The sequence below is a fragment of the Rhizobium sp. NZLR11 genome, assembly GCF_019685115.1.
In the GTDB taxonomy this organism is placed as follows: Bacteria; Pseudomonadota; Alphaproteobacteria; order Rhizobiales; family Rhizobiaceae; genus Rhizobium.
The window spans coordinates 297,309-314,850 of the sequence record NZ_JABDWD010000001.1 but is presented as its reverse complement, the minus strand read 5'-3'; the positions used below and the strand labels follow the sequence as shown (position 1 = coordinate 314,850).

Genomic DNA, 17,542 nt, shown 5'->3' with positions numbered 1-17,542 from the left:
AGCGGCTCAAACCCGACGAAGAAAGAGGGGCGATCGCCTTCATGCATCGCTATAGATTCGTTCTGACCCGACCGCTGCAGTTCCTGCCGGTCATTTTTGGCATCAGCGTCATCACTTTTATTCTGGTCCGGTTGATCCCAGGCGATCCGGCGCGCAACATCCTCGGCACGCGCGCGACACCGGCAGCTCTTGCCAGCATCCGCGCCCAGTACGGCCTCGATCAGCCGATGTGGCTGCAATATGTTTATTTCCTCAAGAACCTTGCCAATGGCGAGATGGGCAAGTCGATCCTTTACAAGATCGACGTGCTGAAGCTGATCGTCACCCGCATCGAGCCGACGCTTGCGCTGGTCGTTTCCAGCGTCGTGCTTTCGGTCCTGATTGCGGTGCCGATGTCGGCGATCGCCGCCCGCAATGCCGGCCGGGCGCCCGATCATGCGGTGCGCATCGTCTCGACATTCGGCATCGGCTTTCCGCCCTTCTGGCTGGGGCTGATGCTGATTATCCTGTTTAGCGTCGAACTCGGCGTGCTGCCGGTTTCCGGTTATGGCGCGACGATCGGTGAGAAGCTGTCGCATCTCGTGCTGCCGAGCCTGACGGTCGCCCTGTCGCTCTCGACCGTGCTGACGCGCAGCCTGCGGGCGGCGATGATCGAGCAGCTGAAATCGGATGTGGCGACGGCAGCGCGCGCCCGTGGCATGCCGGAGGGGATCGTCTTCTGGCGGCATGTGCTGCCGAACTCGCTGGTGCCGACGATCAACCTGCTTGCCGTCAACATCGGCTGGCTGATCGGCGGCACGGTGGTGGTCGAGACCGTCTTTGCGCTGCCCGGCATGGGGCAGCTGCTCGTCAGGGCGATCTTTTCACGCGATTACATGGTGGTCCAGGGCGTCGCCATGGTCTTTGCCTGCGCCACCGTGCTCATCAACTTCATCGCCGACATCGTTACCGTCACCGTCGATCCGAGGGTGAGGCTATGAGCATCGAAGCAATCGCCCCAGCATCCCTCGGTTGGCACCGGTTCTTCAGACGGCGGCTGATGCTTGCCGTCGGTGCGGGCATATTGCTGTTCTTCGTCCTGCTGGCGATCGGCGCGCCTGTTATCGCGCCCTACGACCCGATCATGCAGAACGCCGAGGTGCGCCTGCAGGCGCCTTCCCTGTTACATCCGTTCGGCACCGACAATTTCGGCCGCGATATCCTCTCGCGCGTCCTCTGGGGCGCCCGCCTCGATCTGCAGATGGCGCTGATCGGCGTCATCTTCCCCTTCCTGATCGGCACGACGGTCGGCACGATCGCCGGCTTCTTCGGCGGCATCGTCGATGCGCTGTTCATGCGCCTCGTCGATATCATTCTCGCCTTCCCTTTCCTCGTGCTGATGCTGTCGATCATCGCAATCCTCGGCCCTGGCCTCGGCAGCTTCTATATCGCCATGGCACTGGTCGGCTGGGTTTCCTACGCGAGGCTGATCCGGGCGCAGATGCTGGTGCTGAAAAGCAGCGACTACGCCGTTGCCGCCGTCAGCCTCGGCTTCAGCCGCTCGCGCATCATGTTCCGCCACCTGCTGCCGAACGCGATCGCCGGTTCGATCGTCTTTTCGATGTCCGATGCTACGCTCGTACTGCTCAGCGGCGCTGCCGTCAGTTATCTCGGCCTCGGCGTCCAGCCGCCGGTGGCCGAATGGGGTGTCATGGTCGCGGAAGGACAGAGCTTCATCACCACCGCCTGGTGGATCACGCTGTTTCCCGGCCTCTCCATCGTCTGCCTTGCTTTCGGCTTCAGCATGCTGGGCGACGCTCTCGGCGAACTGCTCGGAGTGCACGAATGAGCGGCTCCGTGCTGTCCGTCCGCGATCTCACAGTACGCGTCCATCTCGATTCCGGCCCGCGCACGCTGCTCGATGCGGTCTCGCTCGATCTCGGCAAAGGTGAGATCCTCGGACTCGTCGGCGAGAGCGGCTCGGGCAAGAGCCTGTTCTGCCGTTCGCTGGTGCGGCTGCTGCCCTCCTCGCTGTTGAAGATCGAAAGCGGCTCGGTGCTGCTTGAAGGGCGCGACCTCATGCGGGTCGACGACGGCGAGATGCTGAAGGTGCGCGGCGGCGAGATCGGCATGATCTTCCAGAACCCGACCAGTCATCTCGACCCGGTGATGCGGATCGGCGACCAGATCGCCGAGGGCATCCGCTATCATCAACGCCTCGGCGTCCGCGAAGCCCGCGCTGCTGCGACGGAAATCCTCGCGCAGGTCGGCTTCCCCGATCCGGTGCGCCAGTATGACAGCTATCCGCACGAATTTTCCGGCGGCATGCGGCAGCGGGCGATGATCGGCGTTGCTCTGTCCTGCAACCCGAAGATCCTGATCGCTGACGAGCCGACGACGGCGCTCGACGTGACCATCCAGGCGCAGATCCTGCGACTGTTGATGGAGATACGCGACCGGCGCGGGCTGTCGATCATTCTGATTACACACGATCTCGGCATCGTTGCCCAAAGCTGCGACCGCATCGCCGTGCTGCGCGACGGCAAGCTCCTCGAAGAGGGGCCGAAGCGGACGATCCTGGCGCGGCCGCAGCATCCCTATACGATCAACCTGATCAACAGCCACCCTTCCCTGCCCGGCGCGACGCCCGCGCCGCTGTTGGGCATTGCCGCGGCCAGCCCACCGGCGCGGCCACTGCTCGAAATCGACGATCTGCATGTGCGGTTCAGAGCCGGCGGCAGCCTGTTCAAGGGCGGTGGCAAGACGGTCAGCGCCGTTGCCGGCGTCAGCCTGCAGATCATGCCGGGCGAGACGGTCGGCATCGTCGGCGAATCCGGCAGCGGCAAGAGCACGCTTGCCCGCGCCGTGCTCGGCCTCACACCGCTTTCCTCAGGCCACGTCACCTTCGACGGCGTCGATCTGGCCCTGCAGAAAAGCGCCGGCCTGGCAAAACTCCGGCGCGAGACGGCGATGGTCTTCCAGGATCCCTACAATGCGCTCAATCCGCGGCTGACGATCGGGCAGATGCTGTCCGAGGTGCTGAAGGTGCAGGGCAAGGTCGCCAGGGCCGATATCCCGGCGCGGATCGACGCGCTGCTCGATCTGGTTGGCCTCGAACGCGAATTCGCCGGCCGCAAACCGCGCAGCATGAGCGGCGGCCAATGCCAGCGCGCCGGTATCGCCCGGGCGCTCGCCGTCAACCCGAAGCTGATCATCGCCGATGAATGCGTCGCCGCGCTCGACGTCACCATCCAGGCGCAGATCATCGAGCTGTTCCGCGAACTCACCGCGAGGATGAACCTCACGCTGATCTTCATCGCCCATGATCTGGCGATCGTCCGCAATCTCTGCGAACGCGTCGTCGTGATGTATCGCGGCGAGATCGTCGAGCAAGGCCGGTCCGAAGAGGTCTTCGCGCGGCCGAGCCATGCCTATACGGCGGCGCTGATCGCGGCCATTCCCGACATCGATCCTGATACGCCGCTGCTGCAAGGCGCCGGCGGCCGGGACGATCAGCAAGCGGTGCCGATCCAACCCATCAAACGAATGCCATAACAACGAAGGGAACGAATTCATGACAAACAGATGGAAATCAATCGGGCTTGCAGCCCTGCTCGCCGGCCTGACACTCAGCACAAGCTATGCCGAGGCCGCCGGTGTGCTGACCATCGGCCGCCGCGAGGACTCGACGACATTCGATCCGATCAAAACAGCCCAGAACATCGACAACTGGGTGTTCTCAAACGTCTACGACGTGCTGATCCGCGTCGACAAGACAGGCACCAAGCTGGAACCGGGCCTTGCCGAAAGCTGGACTGCCTCGGACGACGGACTGACCTATACGTTCAAGATCCGCGACGCGAAATTCTCCGACGGTTCGCCGCTGACGGCGGAAGACGCCGCCTTCAGCCTGTTGCGCATCCGCGACGATGCTGCCTCGCTCTGGAGCGATTCCTACAAGGTGATCGACACGGCGGTCGCGACCGATGCGCATACGCTGACGATCAAGCTGAAAAACCCGTCCGCGCCGTTCCTTTCGACGCTGGCGCTGCCAAATGCTTCGGTCATTTCCAAGAAGGGCATGGAATCGCTTGGTGCCGACGCCTATGCCGAAAAGCCGATCGCATCCGGCGCGTTCACCGTCGAGGAATGGCGCCGCGGCGACCGTATCATCTTGAAGAAGAACCCGAACTTCTGGCAGGCCGACCGCGTCAAGCTCGACGGCGTCGAATGGATCTCCGTGCCCGACGACAATACCCGCATGCTGAACGTCCAGGCCGGTGAGCTGGATGCGGCGATCTTCGTTCCCTTCTCCCGTGTCGAGGAGCTGAAGAAGGATCCAAACCTCAACGTCGATATCGACGCCTCGACCCGTGAGGATCATCTGCTGATCAACCATGCGCATGGAGCGCTCGGCAAGAAGGAAGTCCGCCAGGCGCTGGATCTGGCGATCGACAAGAAGGCGATCGTCGATACCGTCACCTTCGGCCAGGGCACGGTCGCCAATTCCTACATTCCGAAGGGGGCTCTCTATTATTTCGCCGACAATCTGCAGCGGCCTTATGATCCGGCAAAGGCTAAGGAGATGCTGGCGGCCGCCGGCGCCTCCGACCTGACGCTGAATTACTTGGTCCGCGCCGGCGACGAAGTCGATGAACAGACGGCCGTGCTGGTCCAGCAGCAGCTGCAGAAGGCCGGCATCACCGCCAATCTGCAGAAGGTCGATCCGAGCCAGGAATGGGATATGACCGTTGCCGGCGACTACGACGTCTCGGTCAACTACTGGACCAACGACATTCTCGATCCGGACCAGAAGACCACCTTCGTGCTCGGCCACGATTCCAACAACAATTATTCGACCAACTACAAGAACGAGGCGGTGAAGGAACTGGTCGCCAAGGCGCGTCTCGAGCTTGACCCGAAGAAGCGCCAGGAGATGTATGTCGATCTGCAGAAGATGGCCAAGGACGACGTCAACTGGATCGACCTCTATTACAGCCCCTATATCAACGTCACGCGCAAGAATATCGAGAACTTCTACCAGAACCCGCTCGGCCGATTCTTCCTGGAGGATACCGTCAAGAACTGAGTTTTGGCCCACGCTCCGTCGCCTCTGGGCGGCGGAGCATCATCCATTTCAGAGGAAGCGAAAGTCGCGGCGGTTGCTTAACTGGCGACCGCGAGTTTGTCCTGCGTCCTCGTCTCGAAATCGCTGGCGTCGTGACGCTCATGCAACTGGCTCGACGGCTCGCCGGAGGTCCGGTTGACCATTCGCCCGCGTTTTACGGCCGGGCGGTCGCCGATTGCGTCGGCCCAGCGCTGGACGTTCTTATAGTCCTCGACCTGCAGGAATTCGGCGGCTCCATAGGTCAAGCCCTTCACTAGGCCGCCATACCAAGGCCAGACGGCAATATCGGCGATCGTATATTGGCTGCCGGCCAGATACTCGCTTTCAGCGAGGCGACGATCGAGCACGTCGAGCTGGCGCTTCACTTCCATGGCGAAACGGTCGATGGCATATTCGATCTTCGTCGGCGCATAGGCGTAGAAATGGCCGAAACCGCCGCCGAGATAGGGTGCGCTTCCCATCTGCCAAAACAGCCATGACAGGCATTCGGCGCGCTCGCCCGGTGCGGTCGGCAGGAAAGCCCCGAACTTTTCGGCGAGATAGGTCAGGATGGCGCCGGATTCGAAGACGCGGATCGGCGTTTCGCCGCTGCGATCCATCAGCGCCGGGATCTTCGAGTTGGGATTGACGGCGACGAAGCCGTTGCCGAACTGGTCGCCATCGCCGATCCGGATCAGCCAGGCGTCGTACTCCGCACCGCTATGGCCAAGCGCCAGCAACTCCTCGAGCATGATCGTGACCTTCTGGCCGTTCGGCGTACCGAGCGAATAAAGCTGCAGCGGATGGCGACCGATCGGAAGCTCCTTGTCATGCGTCGGGCCTGCTATCGGGCGGTTGATGCTGGCGAACTGGCCGCCATTCGCCTTATTCCAGGTCCAGACCTTCGGGGGGGTATACTCGGAAGAACCGCTCATCTTTCAAACTCCTGGCATTGGTCGGATAGGTTGCGACGTCCGTTTGGCCGACGCATTTTTCCTGACATAGCAGAGGCAATGAGGTTTGTCAGAGGTGTCGGAACGGCTTCACATAATCGTCAGAGCGTTGGCTAAGAGATGCTGGCGCCCCCGATATTCGGCGCAGCGACGATTGCTTGACCGCCGTGCTCAGCCGCCGGTTTCCGCGGTCGCGAGGATCTCATCCAACTGTCCGACGAGGAGACGGCTACCCTCAACATCGCCAGCCATCCTGGCAAAGACGTCCGCCATGCCCCGAAAAATCCCCGCCGCCGGATCATCCTCTCCAAGGAAATCGGCGATCTCCTGCATTTCGGCAACCCATCGATAGGCTTTCGGATACATATCCGGAATGGATTTCGACAGCTTGCGGTCGACGTCCGGAAGGCTTTCGGCGAGTTCGGCCTTCAGGCTTTCGGCAGCACCCGAGCGCGATGCGGCAAGCAGCATCGCCGCGCCGAGGCCGACAAAGCCCTTGTTGATGCCGGCATAACACATCTTCAGCGCCGAGGCCGCGCCGAGCGGTCCATCGAGCCTGCGGATTTTGAGGCCGCATTCTTCGAGCAGCCTGGTTCGCGCCGCTGTATCGCCGCTGATATAGAGGGTCGGACCTGATTTGCCGGGAACCGGCGGCCCGCCGATGATCGCGCCATCCAACACTTCCACGCCGCTGCCGCCGAACCGTGCCGCCACTGCCTGCATTGTTTTCGGCGCAATTGCATTGAGGTCGATGAAAGGCGGCGGCGCCTGCACCCCCGGCAATATCTCCGCGACGAGCCCGGCAACCCCGATCGCTTCCGCCGGCGGAACGATCGACAGGATGATCTCTGCCTTCGCCAGCTCCTGGCGGCCGACCGGCACCATGCCGGCCGCCTTAGCCCGCGCGATCGTCTGCTCGCTGCGGCCTTCGAGACAGGTCAGCACGGTGGCGCCGTGATCGACCAGCCGTTTGGCGACCGCGCTTCCCATTGCGCCCGCTCCGATGATTGCAAAAGTCTGCATGTGAACCTCGATCAGTAACGACGTCACGATAGAGCTATTGCCGATGGCCATGCCGTCAATCGTGACGACCCCCAAAATTCTATTTTGAAGCGAACGGCCGCTTCCTGGACGCGATCATTGCGCTATTTCGGCGTTTCTGTTTGATATCGGTCAAAACAGAAACGGTCGATGCCGGTATAATCGGTGCGACCATTTGCGTGCGAGGATTTAATGTATCGAACGATCATCTGCGGCATCGGCATGGGCTCCCGGCAAACGGCAATCCGTCTCCTGCGCCGGGCGGCAGAGCTCCTGGACGAAGGCGGAAACGTCGTCGTCATGCATGCCATCGAGAACATCCCCCACCGTCACCTGTCGGGTATTCCCGAGGAATTCGAGACGACCGCTATCGTCGATGCCGAGAGGAAACTTGTGTCGCTCTGCAAGGAGCTCGCCATTCCGGCGACAGTCGAGATCCGCATCGGCGTTGCCGCCTCCGTGCTCGTGTCGGCCGCCAGGGAGAGATCAGCCGATCTCATCCTGCTTTCATCCCATGTGGCGGATATCACCGACTACGTCTTCTCCTCGATCGTCGAGAAGGTCGTGCGCCACGCCGGATGCTCGGTTCTCATCGATCGGCGTCCCGATCAAGCGCATGACGGCTCGGCCCCTCAGGAAGAAGACGCGCTGGCGCTCTAACCTTCTGTGGCTTCCCCTCCCCGGCGGCGGTCTGAGAACCTATATTTCCCCCAAGCCAATCGGCAGTATTAACTGCCCTGACGGAGATATGCATGAGCCAGGATCCATACGAGCTTCTGGGTGTGAAGCGGGATGCGTCGCAAAAGGACATTCAAAGCGCCTTTCGCAAGCTTGCCAAGAAACTTCACCCCGACCTTAATCCCGGCGACAGACACGCCGAGGAGCGGTTCAAGGAAATTTCGACCGCCTACGAGATATTGGGCGACGAGGGAAAACGCGGGCGCTTCGATCGCGGCGAGATCGACATGACGGGCGCCGAGCGGGCGCAACGCAGTTATTACCGCGACTATGCCTCGGCGAGCGGTCCCGAAAATCCCTACCACAACAGTGCCGGCTTTGCCGATTTCGGCGATGCCGACAATTCCTTTGCCAATTTCTTTTCGCGCCGCGCCGGCGGCGGCAGGATGCGCAGTCATGGCCAGGATCGGCGGTTCTCCATGCAGGTCAACTTTCTTGAGGCCATCAACGGCACCAGGACCGAGGTCAAGCTGCCGGACGGGCCACCGCTCGATGTGCAGATCCCGCCCGGAACCCGCGACGGCCAGACCTTGCGGCTGCGCGGCAAGGGCGAGCCGGGTATTGGAGGCGGGCCGCCGGGTGATGCCCTCATCGAGATCCGCGTGAGCCCTCACCGCTTCTTCACGCGGGATGGCGACGACATCCGCCTGGAACTGCCGATCTCACTTGGCGAGGCGGTGCTCGGCGGCAAGGTCCGTGTGCCGACACCGTCGGGACCCGTCAACCTGACGCTGCCCCCGCACTCGAATACGGGCAAGGTCCTGCGTCTCAAGGGCAAAGGCGTTGCCAATCGCGGCGGCGGGCACGGCGACGTCTATGTCTCCCTGAAGATCGTGCTGCCCGCCAATCCCGACGAACGGCTGACGTCCCTGATCAAGGAATGGGAGACGTCACATCCATACGATCCGAGGAAGAACATGGAGGCTTGATCATGGATGATCTCGAATTCCGTCTTTACTTGAAAATCGATGTCGTCCAGCTCGATTTCTGGATCGAACAGGGCTGGTTGATTCCCGAGACGTCCGGCGAAAGGCGATGGTTTCGCGACGCCGACGTTGCCCGCGCCAGGCTCATTCAGGATCTGATGGGCGACATGGGGATCAACGAAGCCGGCGTCGATGTCGTCATTGACCTGATCGACCAGTTGTATGATCTGCGGGGAACGATGGACAAGCTGATGACGGCTATCGGCAGGCAGGAGCGCGAGGTCCAGCTCCGGCTGTTCGAGAGCCTCGAAGACATCGACCGGGTTGAATGATCGGCCGCATGCTTTCGGATATCCGCCTCAGCTGGTGAACCAATAGCGGACGATGTGGAAGAACAGCGGTGCGGCGAAAGTTATGGAGTCCAGGCGGTCGAGCACGCCGCCATGGCCTTCAATCACATAGCCCCAGTCCTTGGCGTTGAGGTCGCGCTTGATCGCCGAGAGCACGAAGCCGCCGAAGAAGCCGGCGACGACGATGACCGTGCTGACGGCCGCCGCCTGCAGCGGCGAAAACGGTGTCAGGCGATAGAGCAGTGTTCCCAGAAGGATGGCCGAGGCGCCGCCTCCAATCAGGCCTTCGAGTGTCTTCGATGGGCTGATGTTCGGCGAGAAGCGATGCTTTCCCAAGAGCTTGCCCCAGACATACTGGAAGACGTCGCTGAGCTGCACGACGATGACCAGATAGACCAGCAGAAGCGCCGACGGCGTGCCGGTCTGCAGCATGAGTAGTGCGGGGGCATGGCTGATCGAATAGACCGTCAACATCAATCCCCATTGCACCCTGGCGCTGCGCGCCAGGAATTCGTTGACGTCACCGGTCAAGGTCGCCACTGCCGGTAGGATCAGGAAGGCATAGACCGGGATGAAGATGGCAAAGAGACCGTACCACTCGGTCCCGAGCAGCACGTAATGCACCGGCAGAACCACGAAAAAGGACAGGAACAGCGCCAGGTGATCGCCGCGCCGCGACGGTGTCAGCGTCCAGAATTCGCGGAGCGCCATGAAGGACAGAAATGCGAACAGGATGACCGTGGCCGTCTCGCCAAGCAGGATCGCACCGCCGAACACTGCGACCATGATCCACCAGGAGCGGATGCGGGCGTTGAGGTTCTGGACGGTGGCGACGGAACCGGGCTCGGTTGCGCGTCGCTGCAGAATGAAGCCGATCGCGGAAGCGACGGCAAGCAGGCCGAGGATCGCGGCAAGCACGATCGAGAAAAGGCTGGTCATGCGATGTGTCCCCCGTCCGCGAGCTCGATGACCGCGGCACGGGCGCGGGCCAGGAAGGCGTCTTTTCCCTCGCCCGGTTCGACGCGCAACGGCTTGCCGAAACGCGCCGTGCAGGTGATCGGGACGATCAGCATGCTTCCTTTGGGCAGGATGCGCTGGAGATTGTCGAGATGGACCGGGACCAGATCGACATCGGGGAAACGGCAGGCGAGGCGATAGATGCCGCTGCGGAATGGGGCGATTTCTTCGGTGGCGCTTCTCGTCCCCTCCGGAAAGATCAGCACCGAGCGCCCCTCCTCGAGCAGGCGCTCGATCGGCGCCAGCGGATTGCTGTCCGGCAGCGGCTTGCGGTCTATCAGGACGGCGCGCAGGCCTTTTTCAGCGATGAAGCGCCGAAAGGCGCTCTTTCCCCAATAGTCGCGCGCCGCAACCGGATGGGTCAGCCGCCGCACCTGATACGGCAGGGCTGCCATGACGGCGACCGTATCGACATGGCTGTTGTGATTGGCGAAATAGATACGGCGGCGAGTGTCGGGCGCACAGCCCCGCCATTCGCTTCGGGCGCCGACCAGGATTCGGACGAACAGCACGAGAAGGCGACGAATGAGAGCGATCATAATCTCTCCAGCGAGCGGGCAAGCGTTTTCGTGCGCGTGATGCAGGTGACCAGGCTGCCGGCTGCGATGATGGCCGAGGCCAGGATCAGCGACCAATGGCTGGCGGATATCAGCGTCTCGATGCTTTGGGCAACGAGCCCCGCCGTCAGCACCGCCATGCGGCGCTGCTTGGCCATGATGCCGCTGAAGTCTTGAGGAAGGCCGACCGCTCCGCCGAAGACCCGGATATAGGCGGTGAATGCTGCGAGCAGCGCACCAAGCCAGCCAAGCCAGGCAAAGGCGCAGGCATAGCCGGCGGCAACAAGAAGCAGGCTGTCGGCGATCCGGTCGGGGAATTCGTTGTAGATCGGTCCACTCTTGGTTTTCTTGCCACCTTCGATCGCGACCATCCCATCGAGCAGATTGCAGACGAGCCGCAGTTGCACCGAGATCGCAGCACAGATCATGGCGATCGGATGTGCCGTAAGCAGGATCAGCGCCGCGCCGATGCCGGCAAACAGGATCGACAGCAACGAAATGCGGTTCGGCGTGACGCCGGTGCGCGCCAGCCGTGCGCTCATGCCGATCGCCCAAGACGACGACCGGCTCGCGATCGGCCGCCGCGAGGCGTCCTCTTCTTGCCCCATTTTCATTTCCCCAACCCGATCCCCTTGCATATCCTGCCGATGTCGTCGCGCCAAGCCGTCACGCCCGGTATATTCGGCCCAGTGTCACTCTCGCTGACGCTGAAAGAGCGCGCTTTTCACCATCGAGCCTTGACCGCTTAAGAAGCCGGCGGCTGAGCACGCCATGCCGCGTCCTTTCGGCCAAACCGCGACACCACACGAGTTCGGAAAAATCGGCTGAAGAACACGGGCAATGGATCGAACAGCCTGATTTTTAAGCCCATTCGACGCTTGACACATTTTTGGGCGCTACCTATGATTTTTGAACCAAACGGTAAAAAAGGGGAGCAGTCAATGACCAAAGACATCCTGATTTCACGCCGGGCAGTGATCGCGTCGGGCATTGCGCTCGGCGTCAGCGGCTTTGCCCCGCTGGCGAGAGCTGCCGCGCCGCTGAAGGTTGCCGGCATTCATGCGTCGCCGGTCGAAAATGCCTGGAACTCCTGCCTGCATAAGGCCCTGCAGGACGCAGCCAAGGAAGGTGCCATCGAATACGTCTTCTCCGAAGGTGTCTCCGGCACCGATTATCCGCGCGCCATGCGAGAATATGCCGAGCAGGGCAACAAGCTAATCATCGGCGAAGCCTACGCGGTGGAGAAAGAGGCCAGGCAGGTCGCAGCCGATTATCCCGACACCGCTTTCGTGCTGGGTTCGAGCGGCGAGCAGGCAGGCGACAATTTCGGCGTCTTCGGCACCTGGAACCATGACGGCGCCTATCTTGCCGGCATGCTGGCCGGCAAAATGACTAAGTCGAATGTTGTTGGTTCGGTCGGCGCCATTCCGATCCCCGAAGTCAACATGCTGATCAATGCGTTCGCGGCGGGCGTCAAGGCCGTCAATCCCGACGCCAAGCACCTCGTCTCGTTCATCGGCACCTTCTTCGACCCGCCGAAGGCGCGGGAAGCCGGTCTTGCCCAGATCGATGCCGGCGCCGACATCCTATTCGGCGAGCGTATCGGCACGGCCGATGCTGCCAAGGAGCGCGGCATCAAGTCTGTCGGTTCGCTGATCGACTATACGCCGCGCTACCCGGATACGGTGTTCGCCAACGCCATGTGGTACTTCCGCCCGATCCTGAACGCTGCGATCGCCGATGTCGCTGCCGGAAAGCCGGTCGGCAGGAACTACACGTCTTACGGCCTGATGAAGGAAGGCGGCAGTGATATCGTCTTCGTCAAGGGTGTGGCGCCCGCTGAAGCCGAGGCTGCGATGGAAGCCAAGCGGGCGGAGATCAAGGCCGGCACCTTCGAAGTTCCGAAGATGATGGATGAGCCGAAGTAATCCGGCTCATGCAGGGCGATGCAACCGACCTGGCGGCAGCGATCAGGCATGGCAGCCTGAGCGCTGCCGAGGCGATGCTGGCTTCTCTTGAGGCAGCCGGACGGCAGGAGCCGCTCGGCGCGATCGCCTATGTCGATGCCGCTATGGGCCGAGCCTCGGCAGACGCCCGCGACGGGGAACGGCGGAGTGAGCCCGAACACTTTTCCATCAGGCCCTTTGCCGGCGTACCGACCTTGGCGAAGGATCTTGGCGGGCCTTTCGCCGGCCTGCCGGTAGCGGCCGGGTCCCGCCTCTTCGAAAGAAAAGGCGGCGAAGCAGATTCCGATCTCGCGTCCCGTTTCCGCGACGCCGGCTTCTGCCTGTTCGGCCTGACGACGAGCCCGGAATTCGGCCTGTCGCTTGCCAGCGAACCGGCGATCGGACCGCTCTGCCGCAATCCGCTCGATCCGGCACGAACCGCAGGCGGCTCTTCCGGTGGTGCGGCGGCGGCGGTTGCCGCCGGTATCGTCGCCATTGCGCATGCCACCGATGCCGGCGGCTCGATCCGCGTGCCCGCAGCCTGCTGCGGCCTTGTCGGAATGAAGCCGACACGCGGCGCCATGCCGGGCGGACCATCCTTCGGCAATCACCTCGGCGGCATCGCCAGCGAACTCGCGGTTTGCCGCTCGGTGCGGGATACCGCGCGAATATTCGATAGGCTGAGCGGCAGTTCACGAGGGCCATTTCCGGATCCTTCTCCTGTCGATATCGGCAACGGCCGTTTGCGGATCGGCCTGCTGGCCGATACCGGATCGGTCTATCCGACCGAGGGCAATCGGCTCGCAGCCGTTGAGGATGCGGCTCGTGCTCTTGAGAGCGACGGACACGAGCTCGTTCCGCTGAGCTGGGCTGAGTTCGAACGGAGCGTCACTTCAAGCGGCCGCGCCTTCGCCGATATCGTCTCCGTCAACCTTGCGGCGCTGATCAAGGCGGCGGCTCTTGATGAAAGCAGGGCCGAGCCTCTGACGCAGGCTTTCGCGGCGCGCGGACGGTCGCTTCCCGCCACCATGCTCTGGAGCGCGCTGAACGACGCCGTCTTGGTCAGCCATAACCTCTGGGCGCTGTTCGACAGGGTCGATTGCATCTTGATGCCGATGCTCTCGTCTGCACCTCTTGCGATCGGCTCCTTTCCGTCCGATCATGGCGACACGGATCTGCATCTCGAGCGGATGACGGCATTCGCGCCGCTTGCCTGCCTCGCCAATATTTCGGGTTTTCCTGCTTTGACGCTGCCTTTCGGACAGGATGAGCATGCGATACCGCTGCCGGTGCAGATCATGGCGCCGATGGGTCACGAGCCACGCCTGCTGTCGCTTGCCGCACGCCTGGAGGCCCAGGCGCGATGGCAGCACCGTTTTCCGGTCGCGGGATTGCCGTCATGACCGGACCTGTGCTGGAAATTATCGGCGTCAGCAGGCGCTTCGGCGGCAATCTTGCCAATGACGATATCTCCATGACGCTTGCCAAGGGTGAGGTCGTCGCTCTGCTCGGCGAAAACGGCGCCGGCAAGACCACGCTGATGAGCATCCTTTTCGGCCATTACATGCCCGATGCCGGCCGGATTCTGATCGAGGGTCTGGAGGTGCCGCAGGGCAAGCCGCGGGCGGCGATCCGCGCCGGCGTCGGCATGGTGCATCAGCACTTCTCGCTCGCACCCAATCTGACCGTTCTCGAAAATGTCATGACCGGCACCGAAAGCCTGTGGGTCTGGCGCTCGGGAACATCAGCGGCGCGAAAGAAGCTCCTGGCGATTTCCGAGCGCTTCGGCCTCAAGGTCGATCCGGATGCCCGTATTGGCGACTTGTCGGTCGGCGAGCAGCAACGCGTCGAGATCCTCAAGGCGCTCTATAACGATGCCCGCATCCTGATCCTCGACGAGCCGACGGCGGTACTGACCAATATCGAGGCCGAACGGCTGTTTACGACCTTGAAGGAGATGGCCCGCCAGGGCCTGTCGCTGATCTTCATCTCCCACAAGCTCGACGAGGTGATGGCGGCAGCCGACCGCATCGTCGTGCTGCGCGGCGGCAAGATGGTCGCCGAACGCAAGGCGTCGGAAACCAGCAAGGCCGAACTTGCCGAACTGATGGTCGGCCGCCGCGTGACGCGGCCGGTGCGCGAGCCGCCGACGCCCGGCGCGGTTGCGCTTGAAGCCGCCGATGTCACGGTGCGCATCGACGGCATCGATCGGTTGAAATCGATCAGCTTTCGGCTGCACCAGGGCGAGATCCTCGGCATCATCGGCGTTTCGGGCAATGGCCAGGCGGCGTTGGCGCACCTTCTTTCCGGCACGCTGGCGCGTAGCGGCGGCGACCTTCTTCTGTTCGGGGAGGCCGTCGGTGATCTCGGCGTCGCCGATGTCGTCGATGCCGGTATCGGCCGCATTCCTGAAGACCGCAATGAGGAGGGCGTGATCGGCGAGATGGCGATCTGGGAAAATGCCGTGCTGGAGCGCCTCGCCTCACCGGCCTTCTCGCGCCTCGGTTTTGTCAACCGCAAGGCCGGCATGGCCTTCGCCAGGGAGATCATCGACGGGTTCGATGTCCGTGGCGGCGGGCCAGCCGTCCGTACCCGGGTGCTCTCCGGCGGCAATATGCAGAAGCTCATTCTCGGCCGCAACCTGCATCGGCGGCCGCGTATCCTGATCGCCGCGCAGCCCGCACGTGGACTCGACGAAGGGGCCGTGGCCGCCGTGCACGCGCGCCTGCTCGAAGCCCGCCGGCAGGGCGCCGCCGTCCTGCTGATCTCCGAAGACCTCGACGAGGTGATCGCGCTCGCCGACCGTATACAGGCGATCGTCGGTGGCCGCCTATCATCGCCCGTCGAGGCCGAAGACGCCGATGCCCGCAGGCTGGGGCTGATGATGACCGGCGAATGGCAAGAGACCCACGAGACCAGCCATGCGATTTGAGCGCCGCGAACACCGTCCGCTGTACCTGCTGATCGTCACGCCCGTCATCGCGGTGATCGCAGCGCTTGCGCTGGCGGGCATCTTGATCGCCATTGCCGGCGCGCCGGTGCTCGATGCCTATTGGCGTATCTTGATCGGTGCTTTCGGCTCGCGGCTGTCGGCGACCGAAACACTGACGCGAGCAACGCCGCTGATGCTGACGGGGCTTGCCGCCGCCGTCGCTTTTCGGGCGCGGCTCTGGAATATCGGCGCCGAGGGCCAATTTTATCTCGGCGCCATCGCCGTTGCCGCGGCGAGTTCGAAACTGTTGGGCGATCTTCCGGCACCCATTCTCATTCCGCTCCTGCTGCTGATCGGCGCCATTGCCGGCATGGTGCTCATTCTCATTCCCCTCTGGCTCAGGCTGCGCTTCTCGGTCGATGAGGTCGTCACCAGCCTGCTGCTGAACTTCATCGCCGTGCTCTTCGTCTCGATGCTGATCGACGGCGTTCTCAAGGACCCGCTCGCCTTCGGCTGGCCGCAGTCGCAATCCGTCAGCGATCATGCCATGCTGCCGAAATTGATCGCCCGCTCACGCCTGCATATCGGCTTTGCGATCGCGATCGGGCTGGCTGTCGTCGTTCATTTTGTTCAGTCCCGAACCGTGTTCGGCATGCAGTCGCGCGCCGCCGGCCTCAATCCCACCGGTGCGATCTTCGCCGGCGTGCCGCTCGGCAGAACGTTGGTGAAAGTCGCCTGCCTGTCCGGCGGGCTTGCGGGGCTCGCGGGAGCGATCGAGGTGATGGGGGTCAAGGGCTACGTGACGACCGATCTATCGCCGGGTTTCGGCTATTCCGGCATTGTTGTCGCGATGCTCGCCAACCTCAATCCGCTCGGTGTCGTCTTCGCCGCCATTTTCACGGCAACCATGTTTGTGGGCGCGGACGGCATGAGCCGAGGCCTTGGCATCCCCACCTATATCGCCGATGTCACGGTGGCGTTGTCGCTGCTGACGATGCTGATCGCATTGTTCTTCACCCAATACAGGATCCGGCGATGATGCAACTGTTCGACATCATCGCTTCATCAGGGCTCTGGGCGGCAATCCTGCGCATCGCCACGCCGCTGATTTTCGGCACGCTTGGCGCCTTGCTCTGCGAACGGGCCGGCGTGCTCAATCTCGGCATCGAAGGCATCATGACCTTCGGCGCGATGATCGGCTGGCTTTCCGTTTATCACGGCGCCGATCTCTGGACCGGCCTTCTGATAGCTGGCATAGCCGGCGGCGTCTTCGGCCTGCTGCACGCGTCGCTAACGGTGACGCTCGGCCTCTCCCAGCATGTCTCCGGTCTCGGCGTCACGCTGTTTGCCTCCAGCTTCAGCTATTATGTCTTCCGGCTGATCGTGCCGCTTGCCAATACGCCACCCACCATCGTGCCGTTCCAACCGATCGCCATTCCTGGGCTTTCGACCCTGCCTTTCATCGGGCCGGCCTTCTTCACGCAGACGGCGCCGACCTATCTCGCGATCATTATCGCCTTGCTGATGGCCTACATCATCTTCCGCACACCGGTGGGGCTTGCGATCCGCATGACCGGCGAAAATCCGCATGCGGCGGAAGCCCAGGGCGTCAATCCAATGAAGGTGCGCTATGGCGCGGTGATTGCCGGAAGCGCGCTGATGGGAATGGGCGGGGCCTTCCTGACATTGTCGGCATTCAACAGTTTCTTCCCGACGATGGTGCAGGGACGCGGCTGGATCTGCATCGCCCTCGTCGTGTTCGCCTCCTGGCGCCCCGGTCGCGCGCTTTTCGGCGCCCTGCTCTTCGCCTTCTTCGACGCTTTTCAGCTTCGGCTGCAAACCGCGCTGAGTGGGCTCATGCCCTATCAGCTTTTCCTGATGACCCCCTATATCCTTTCCATTGCCGCTCTTGCCGTCATGGCCCGCCGCGCCCGCGTGCCGCAGGCGCTGATGCAGCCCTATCGACGCGGCGAACGCTGAAACCGCCCACATCCAA

The 17,542-nt window shown here is 62.7% G+C and carries 17 protein-coding genes; 12 read left to right on the top strand and 5 right to left on the bottom strand.

Features of this window, described 5'->3' with window-relative positions:
- The first annotated feature begins 41 nt into the window (after positions 1–41).
- From HJB83_RS01485 to HJB83_RS01470, 4 genes are read left to right on the top strand one after another with little or no spacing between them, the layout of a single operon-like run.
- Entirely contained in the window at positions 42–980 is a 939-nt protein-coding gene (locus HJB83_RS01485; RefSeq protein WP_207585721.1) for an ABC transporter permease, read from the top strand.
- Positions 977–1,828, top strand: coding sequence for an ABC transporter permease (locus tag HJB83_RS01480; RefSeq protein WP_207585720.1), 852 nt, complete (start codon positions 977–979; stop codon positions 1,826–1,828). The genes HJB83_RS01485 and HJB83_RS01480 overlap by 4 nt, the downstream gene beginning before the upstream one ends.
- Positions 1,825–3,534, top strand: a complete 1,710-nt coding sequence (locus tag HJB83_RS01475; protein ID WP_207585719.1) for an ABC transporter ATP-binding protein — start codon at positions 1,825–1,827, stop codon at positions 3,532–3,534. The genes HJB83_RS01480 and HJB83_RS01475 overlap by 4 nt, the downstream gene beginning before the upstream one ends.
- 19 nt (positions 3,535–3,553) lie before the next feature.
- Positions 3,554–5,068, top strand: coding sequence for an ABC transporter substrate-binding protein (locus HJB83_RS01470; RefSeq protein ID WP_207585718.1), 1,515 nt, complete (start codon positions 3,554–3,556; stop codon positions 5,066–5,068).
- Positions 5,069–5,145: 77 nt separating this feature from the next.
- Here HJB83_RS01470 and yghU read toward each other — a convergent pair whose 3' ends face one another.
- A complete protein-coding gene (gene yghU / locus HJB83_RS01465) occupies positions 5,146–6,021 on the bottom strand; it encodes a glutathione-dependent disulfide-bond oxidoreductase (protein ID WP_221131204.1) in 876 nt (291 codons plus the stop codon).
- A gap of 189 nt (positions 6,022–6,210) precedes the next feature.
- Positions 6,211–7,113, bottom strand: a complete 903-nt coding sequence (locus HJB83_RS01460; RefSeq protein ID WP_207585717.1) for an NAD(P)-dependent oxidoreductase — start codon at positions 7,111–7,113, stop codon at positions 6,211–6,213.
- A gap of 159 nt (positions 7,114–7,272) precedes the next feature.
- Here HJB83_RS01460 and HJB83_RS01455 point away from each other — a divergent pair, with 159 nt between their 5' ends.
- From HJB83_RS01455 to HJB83_RS01445, 3 genes are all read left to right on the top strand, one after another.
- Positions 7,273–7,740 carry a universal stress protein gene (locus HJB83_RS01455; protein ID WP_221116166.1) on the top strand — a complete coding sequence of 156 codons (468 nt, stop codon included), beginning with the start codon at positions 7,273–7,275 and terminating at the stop codon, positions 7,738–7,740.
- Positions 7,741–7,832: 92 nt separating this feature from the next.
- Positions 7,833–8,747: a DnaJ C-terminal domain-containing protein gene (locus HJB83_RS01450; protein WP_207585715.1), complete on the top strand. Its 915-nt coding sequence runs from the start codon at positions 7,833–7,835 to the stop codon at positions 8,745–8,747.
- A gap of 2 nt (positions 8,748–8,749) precedes the next feature.
- Positions 8,750–9,076 carry a chaperone modulator CbpM gene (locus HJB83_RS01445; protein ID WP_207585714.1) on the top strand — a complete coding sequence of 109 codons (327 nt, stop codon included), beginning with the start codon at positions 8,750–8,752 and terminating at the stop codon, positions 9,074–9,076.
- A 27-nt stretch (positions 9,077–9,103) separates the two neighbouring features.
- Here HJB83_RS01445 and HJB83_RS01440 read toward each other — a convergent pair whose 3' ends face one another.
- From HJB83_RS01440 to HJB83_RS01430, 3 genes are read right to left on the bottom strand one after another with little or no spacing between them, the layout of a single operon-like run.
- Positions 9,104–10,033 carry a phosphatidate cytidylyltransferase gene (locus HJB83_RS01440; protein ID WP_221116167.1) on the bottom strand — a complete coding sequence of 310 codons (930 nt, stop codon included), beginning with the start codon at positions 10,031–10,033 and terminating at the stop codon, positions 9,104–9,106.
- Positions 10,030–10,650 carry a 1-acyl-sn-glycerol-3-phosphate acyltransferase gene (locus HJB83_RS01435; protein ID WP_221116168.1) on the bottom strand — a complete coding sequence of 207 codons (621 nt, stop codon included), beginning with the start codon at positions 10,648–10,650 and terminating at the stop codon, positions 10,030–10,032. Before HJB83_RS01435 ends, HJB83_RS01440 begins: the two co-directional genes overlap by 4 nt.
- Positions 10,647–11,276, bottom strand: coding sequence for a CDP-alcohol phosphatidyltransferase family protein (locus tag HJB83_RS01430; RefSeq protein ID WP_221116169.1), 630 nt, complete (start codon positions 11,274–11,276; stop codon positions 10,647–10,649). Before HJB83_RS01430 ends, HJB83_RS01435 begins: the two co-directional genes overlap by 4 nt.
- Positions 11,277–11,609: 333 nt before the next feature.
- On the opposite strand from HJB83_RS01430, the gene HJB83_RS01425 reads away from it, so the two are divergent.
- Genes HJB83_RS01425 through HJB83_RS01405 form a run of 5 tightly spaced genes read left to right on the top strand, consistent with a single transcriptional unit; the run spans position 11,610 to position 17,526 of the window.
- Positions 11,610–12,596, top strand: coding sequence for a BMP family protein (locus HJB83_RS01425; RefSeq protein WP_164010930.1), 987 nt, complete (start codon positions 11,610–11,612; stop codon positions 12,594–12,596).
- An 8-nt stretch (positions 12,597–12,604) separates the two neighbouring features.
- Complete coding sequence (locus HJB83_RS01420; protein ID WP_221116170.1) at positions 12,605–14,017, top strand: amidase; 1,413 nt, start codon at positions 12,605–12,607, stop codon at positions 14,015–14,017.
- The gene (locus HJB83_RS01415; RefSeq protein WP_221116260.1) at positions 14,014–15,546 is read left to right on the top strand and encodes an ABC transporter ATP-binding protein; all 1,533 of its coding nucleotides are present in this window, start codon (positions 14,014–14,016) and stop codon (positions 15,544–15,546) included. The genes HJB83_RS01420 and HJB83_RS01415 overlap by 4 nt, the downstream gene beginning before the upstream one ends.
- Positions 15,536–16,585, top strand: a complete 1,050-nt coding sequence (locus HJB83_RS01410; protein WP_207585709.1) for an ABC transporter permease — start codon at positions 15,536–15,538, stop codon at positions 16,583–16,585. Before HJB83_RS01415 ends, HJB83_RS01410 begins: the two co-directional genes overlap by 11 nt.
- A complete protein-coding gene (locus HJB83_RS01405) occupies positions 16,582–17,526 on the top strand; it encodes an ABC transporter permease (protein ID WP_207585708.1) in 945 nt (314 codons plus the stop codon). The genes HJB83_RS01410 and HJB83_RS01405 overlap by 4 nt, the downstream gene beginning before the upstream one ends.
- Positions 17,527–17,542 lie beyond the last annotated feature (16 nt).

Coding starts and splice junctions, on each gene's coding strand:
- HJB83_RS01485 (WP_207585721.1), top strand. CDS start 42: ATGCATCGCTATAGATTCGTTCTGACCCGACCGCTGCAGTTCCTGCCG.
- HJB83_RS01480 (WP_207585720.1), top strand. CDS start 977: ATGAGCATCGAAGCAATCGCCCCAGCATCCCTCGGTTGGCACCGGTTC.
- HJB83_RS01475 (WP_207585719.1), top strand. CDS start 1,825: ATGAGCGGCTCCGTGCTGTCCGTCCGCGATCTCACAGTACGCGTCCAT.
- HJB83_RS01470 (WP_207585718.1), top strand. CDS start 3,554: ATGACAAACAGATGGAAATCAATCGGGCTTGCAGCCCTGCTCGCCGGC.
- yghU (WP_221131204.1), bottom strand. CDS start 6,021: ATGAGCGGTTCTTCCGAGTATACCCCCCCGAAGGTCTGGACCTGGAAT.
- HJB83_RS01460 (WP_207585717.1), bottom strand. CDS start 7,113: ATGGCCATCGGCAATAGCTCTATCGTGACGTCGTTACTGATCGAGGTT.
- HJB83_RS01455 (WP_221116166.1), top strand. CDS start 7,273: ATGTATCGAACGATCATCTGCGGCATCGGCATGGGCTCCCGGCAAACG.
- HJB83_RS01450 (WP_207585715.1), top strand. CDS start 7,833: ATGAGCCAGGATCCATACGAGCTTCTGGGTGTGAAGCGGGATGCGTCG.
- HJB83_RS01445 (WP_207585714.1), top strand. CDS start 8,750: ATGGATGATCTCGAATTCCGTCTTTACTTGAAAATCGATGTCGTCCAG.
- HJB83_RS01440 (WP_221116167.1), bottom strand. CDS start 10,033: ATGACCAGCCTTTTCTCGATCGTGCTTGCCGCGATCCTCGGCCTGCTT.
- HJB83_RS01435 (WP_221116168.1), bottom strand. CDS start 10,650: ATGATCGCTCTCATTCGTCGCCTTCTCGTGCTGTTCGTCCGAATCCTG.
- HJB83_RS01430 (WP_221116169.1), bottom strand. CDS start 11,276: ATGGGGCAAGAAGAGGACGCCTCGCGGCGGCCGATCGCGAGCCGGTCG.
- HJB83_RS01425 (WP_164010930.1), top strand. CDS start 11,610: ATGACCAAAGACATCCTGATTTCACGCCGGGCAGTGATCGCGTCGGGC.
- HJB83_RS01420 (WP_221116170.1), top strand. CDS start 12,605: ATGCAGGGCGATGCAACCGACCTGGCGGCAGCGATCAGGCATGGCAGC.
- HJB83_RS01415 (WP_221116260.1), top strand. CDS start 14,014: ATGACCGGACCTGTGCTGGAAATTATCGGCGTCAGCAGGCGCTTCGGC.
- HJB83_RS01410 (WP_207585709.1), top strand. CDS start 15,536: ATGCGATTTGAGCGCCGCGAACACCGTCCGCTGTACCTGCTGATCGTC.
- HJB83_RS01405 (WP_207585708.1), top strand. CDS start 16,582: ATGATGCAACTGTTCGACATCATCGCTTCATCAGGGCTCTGGGCGGCA.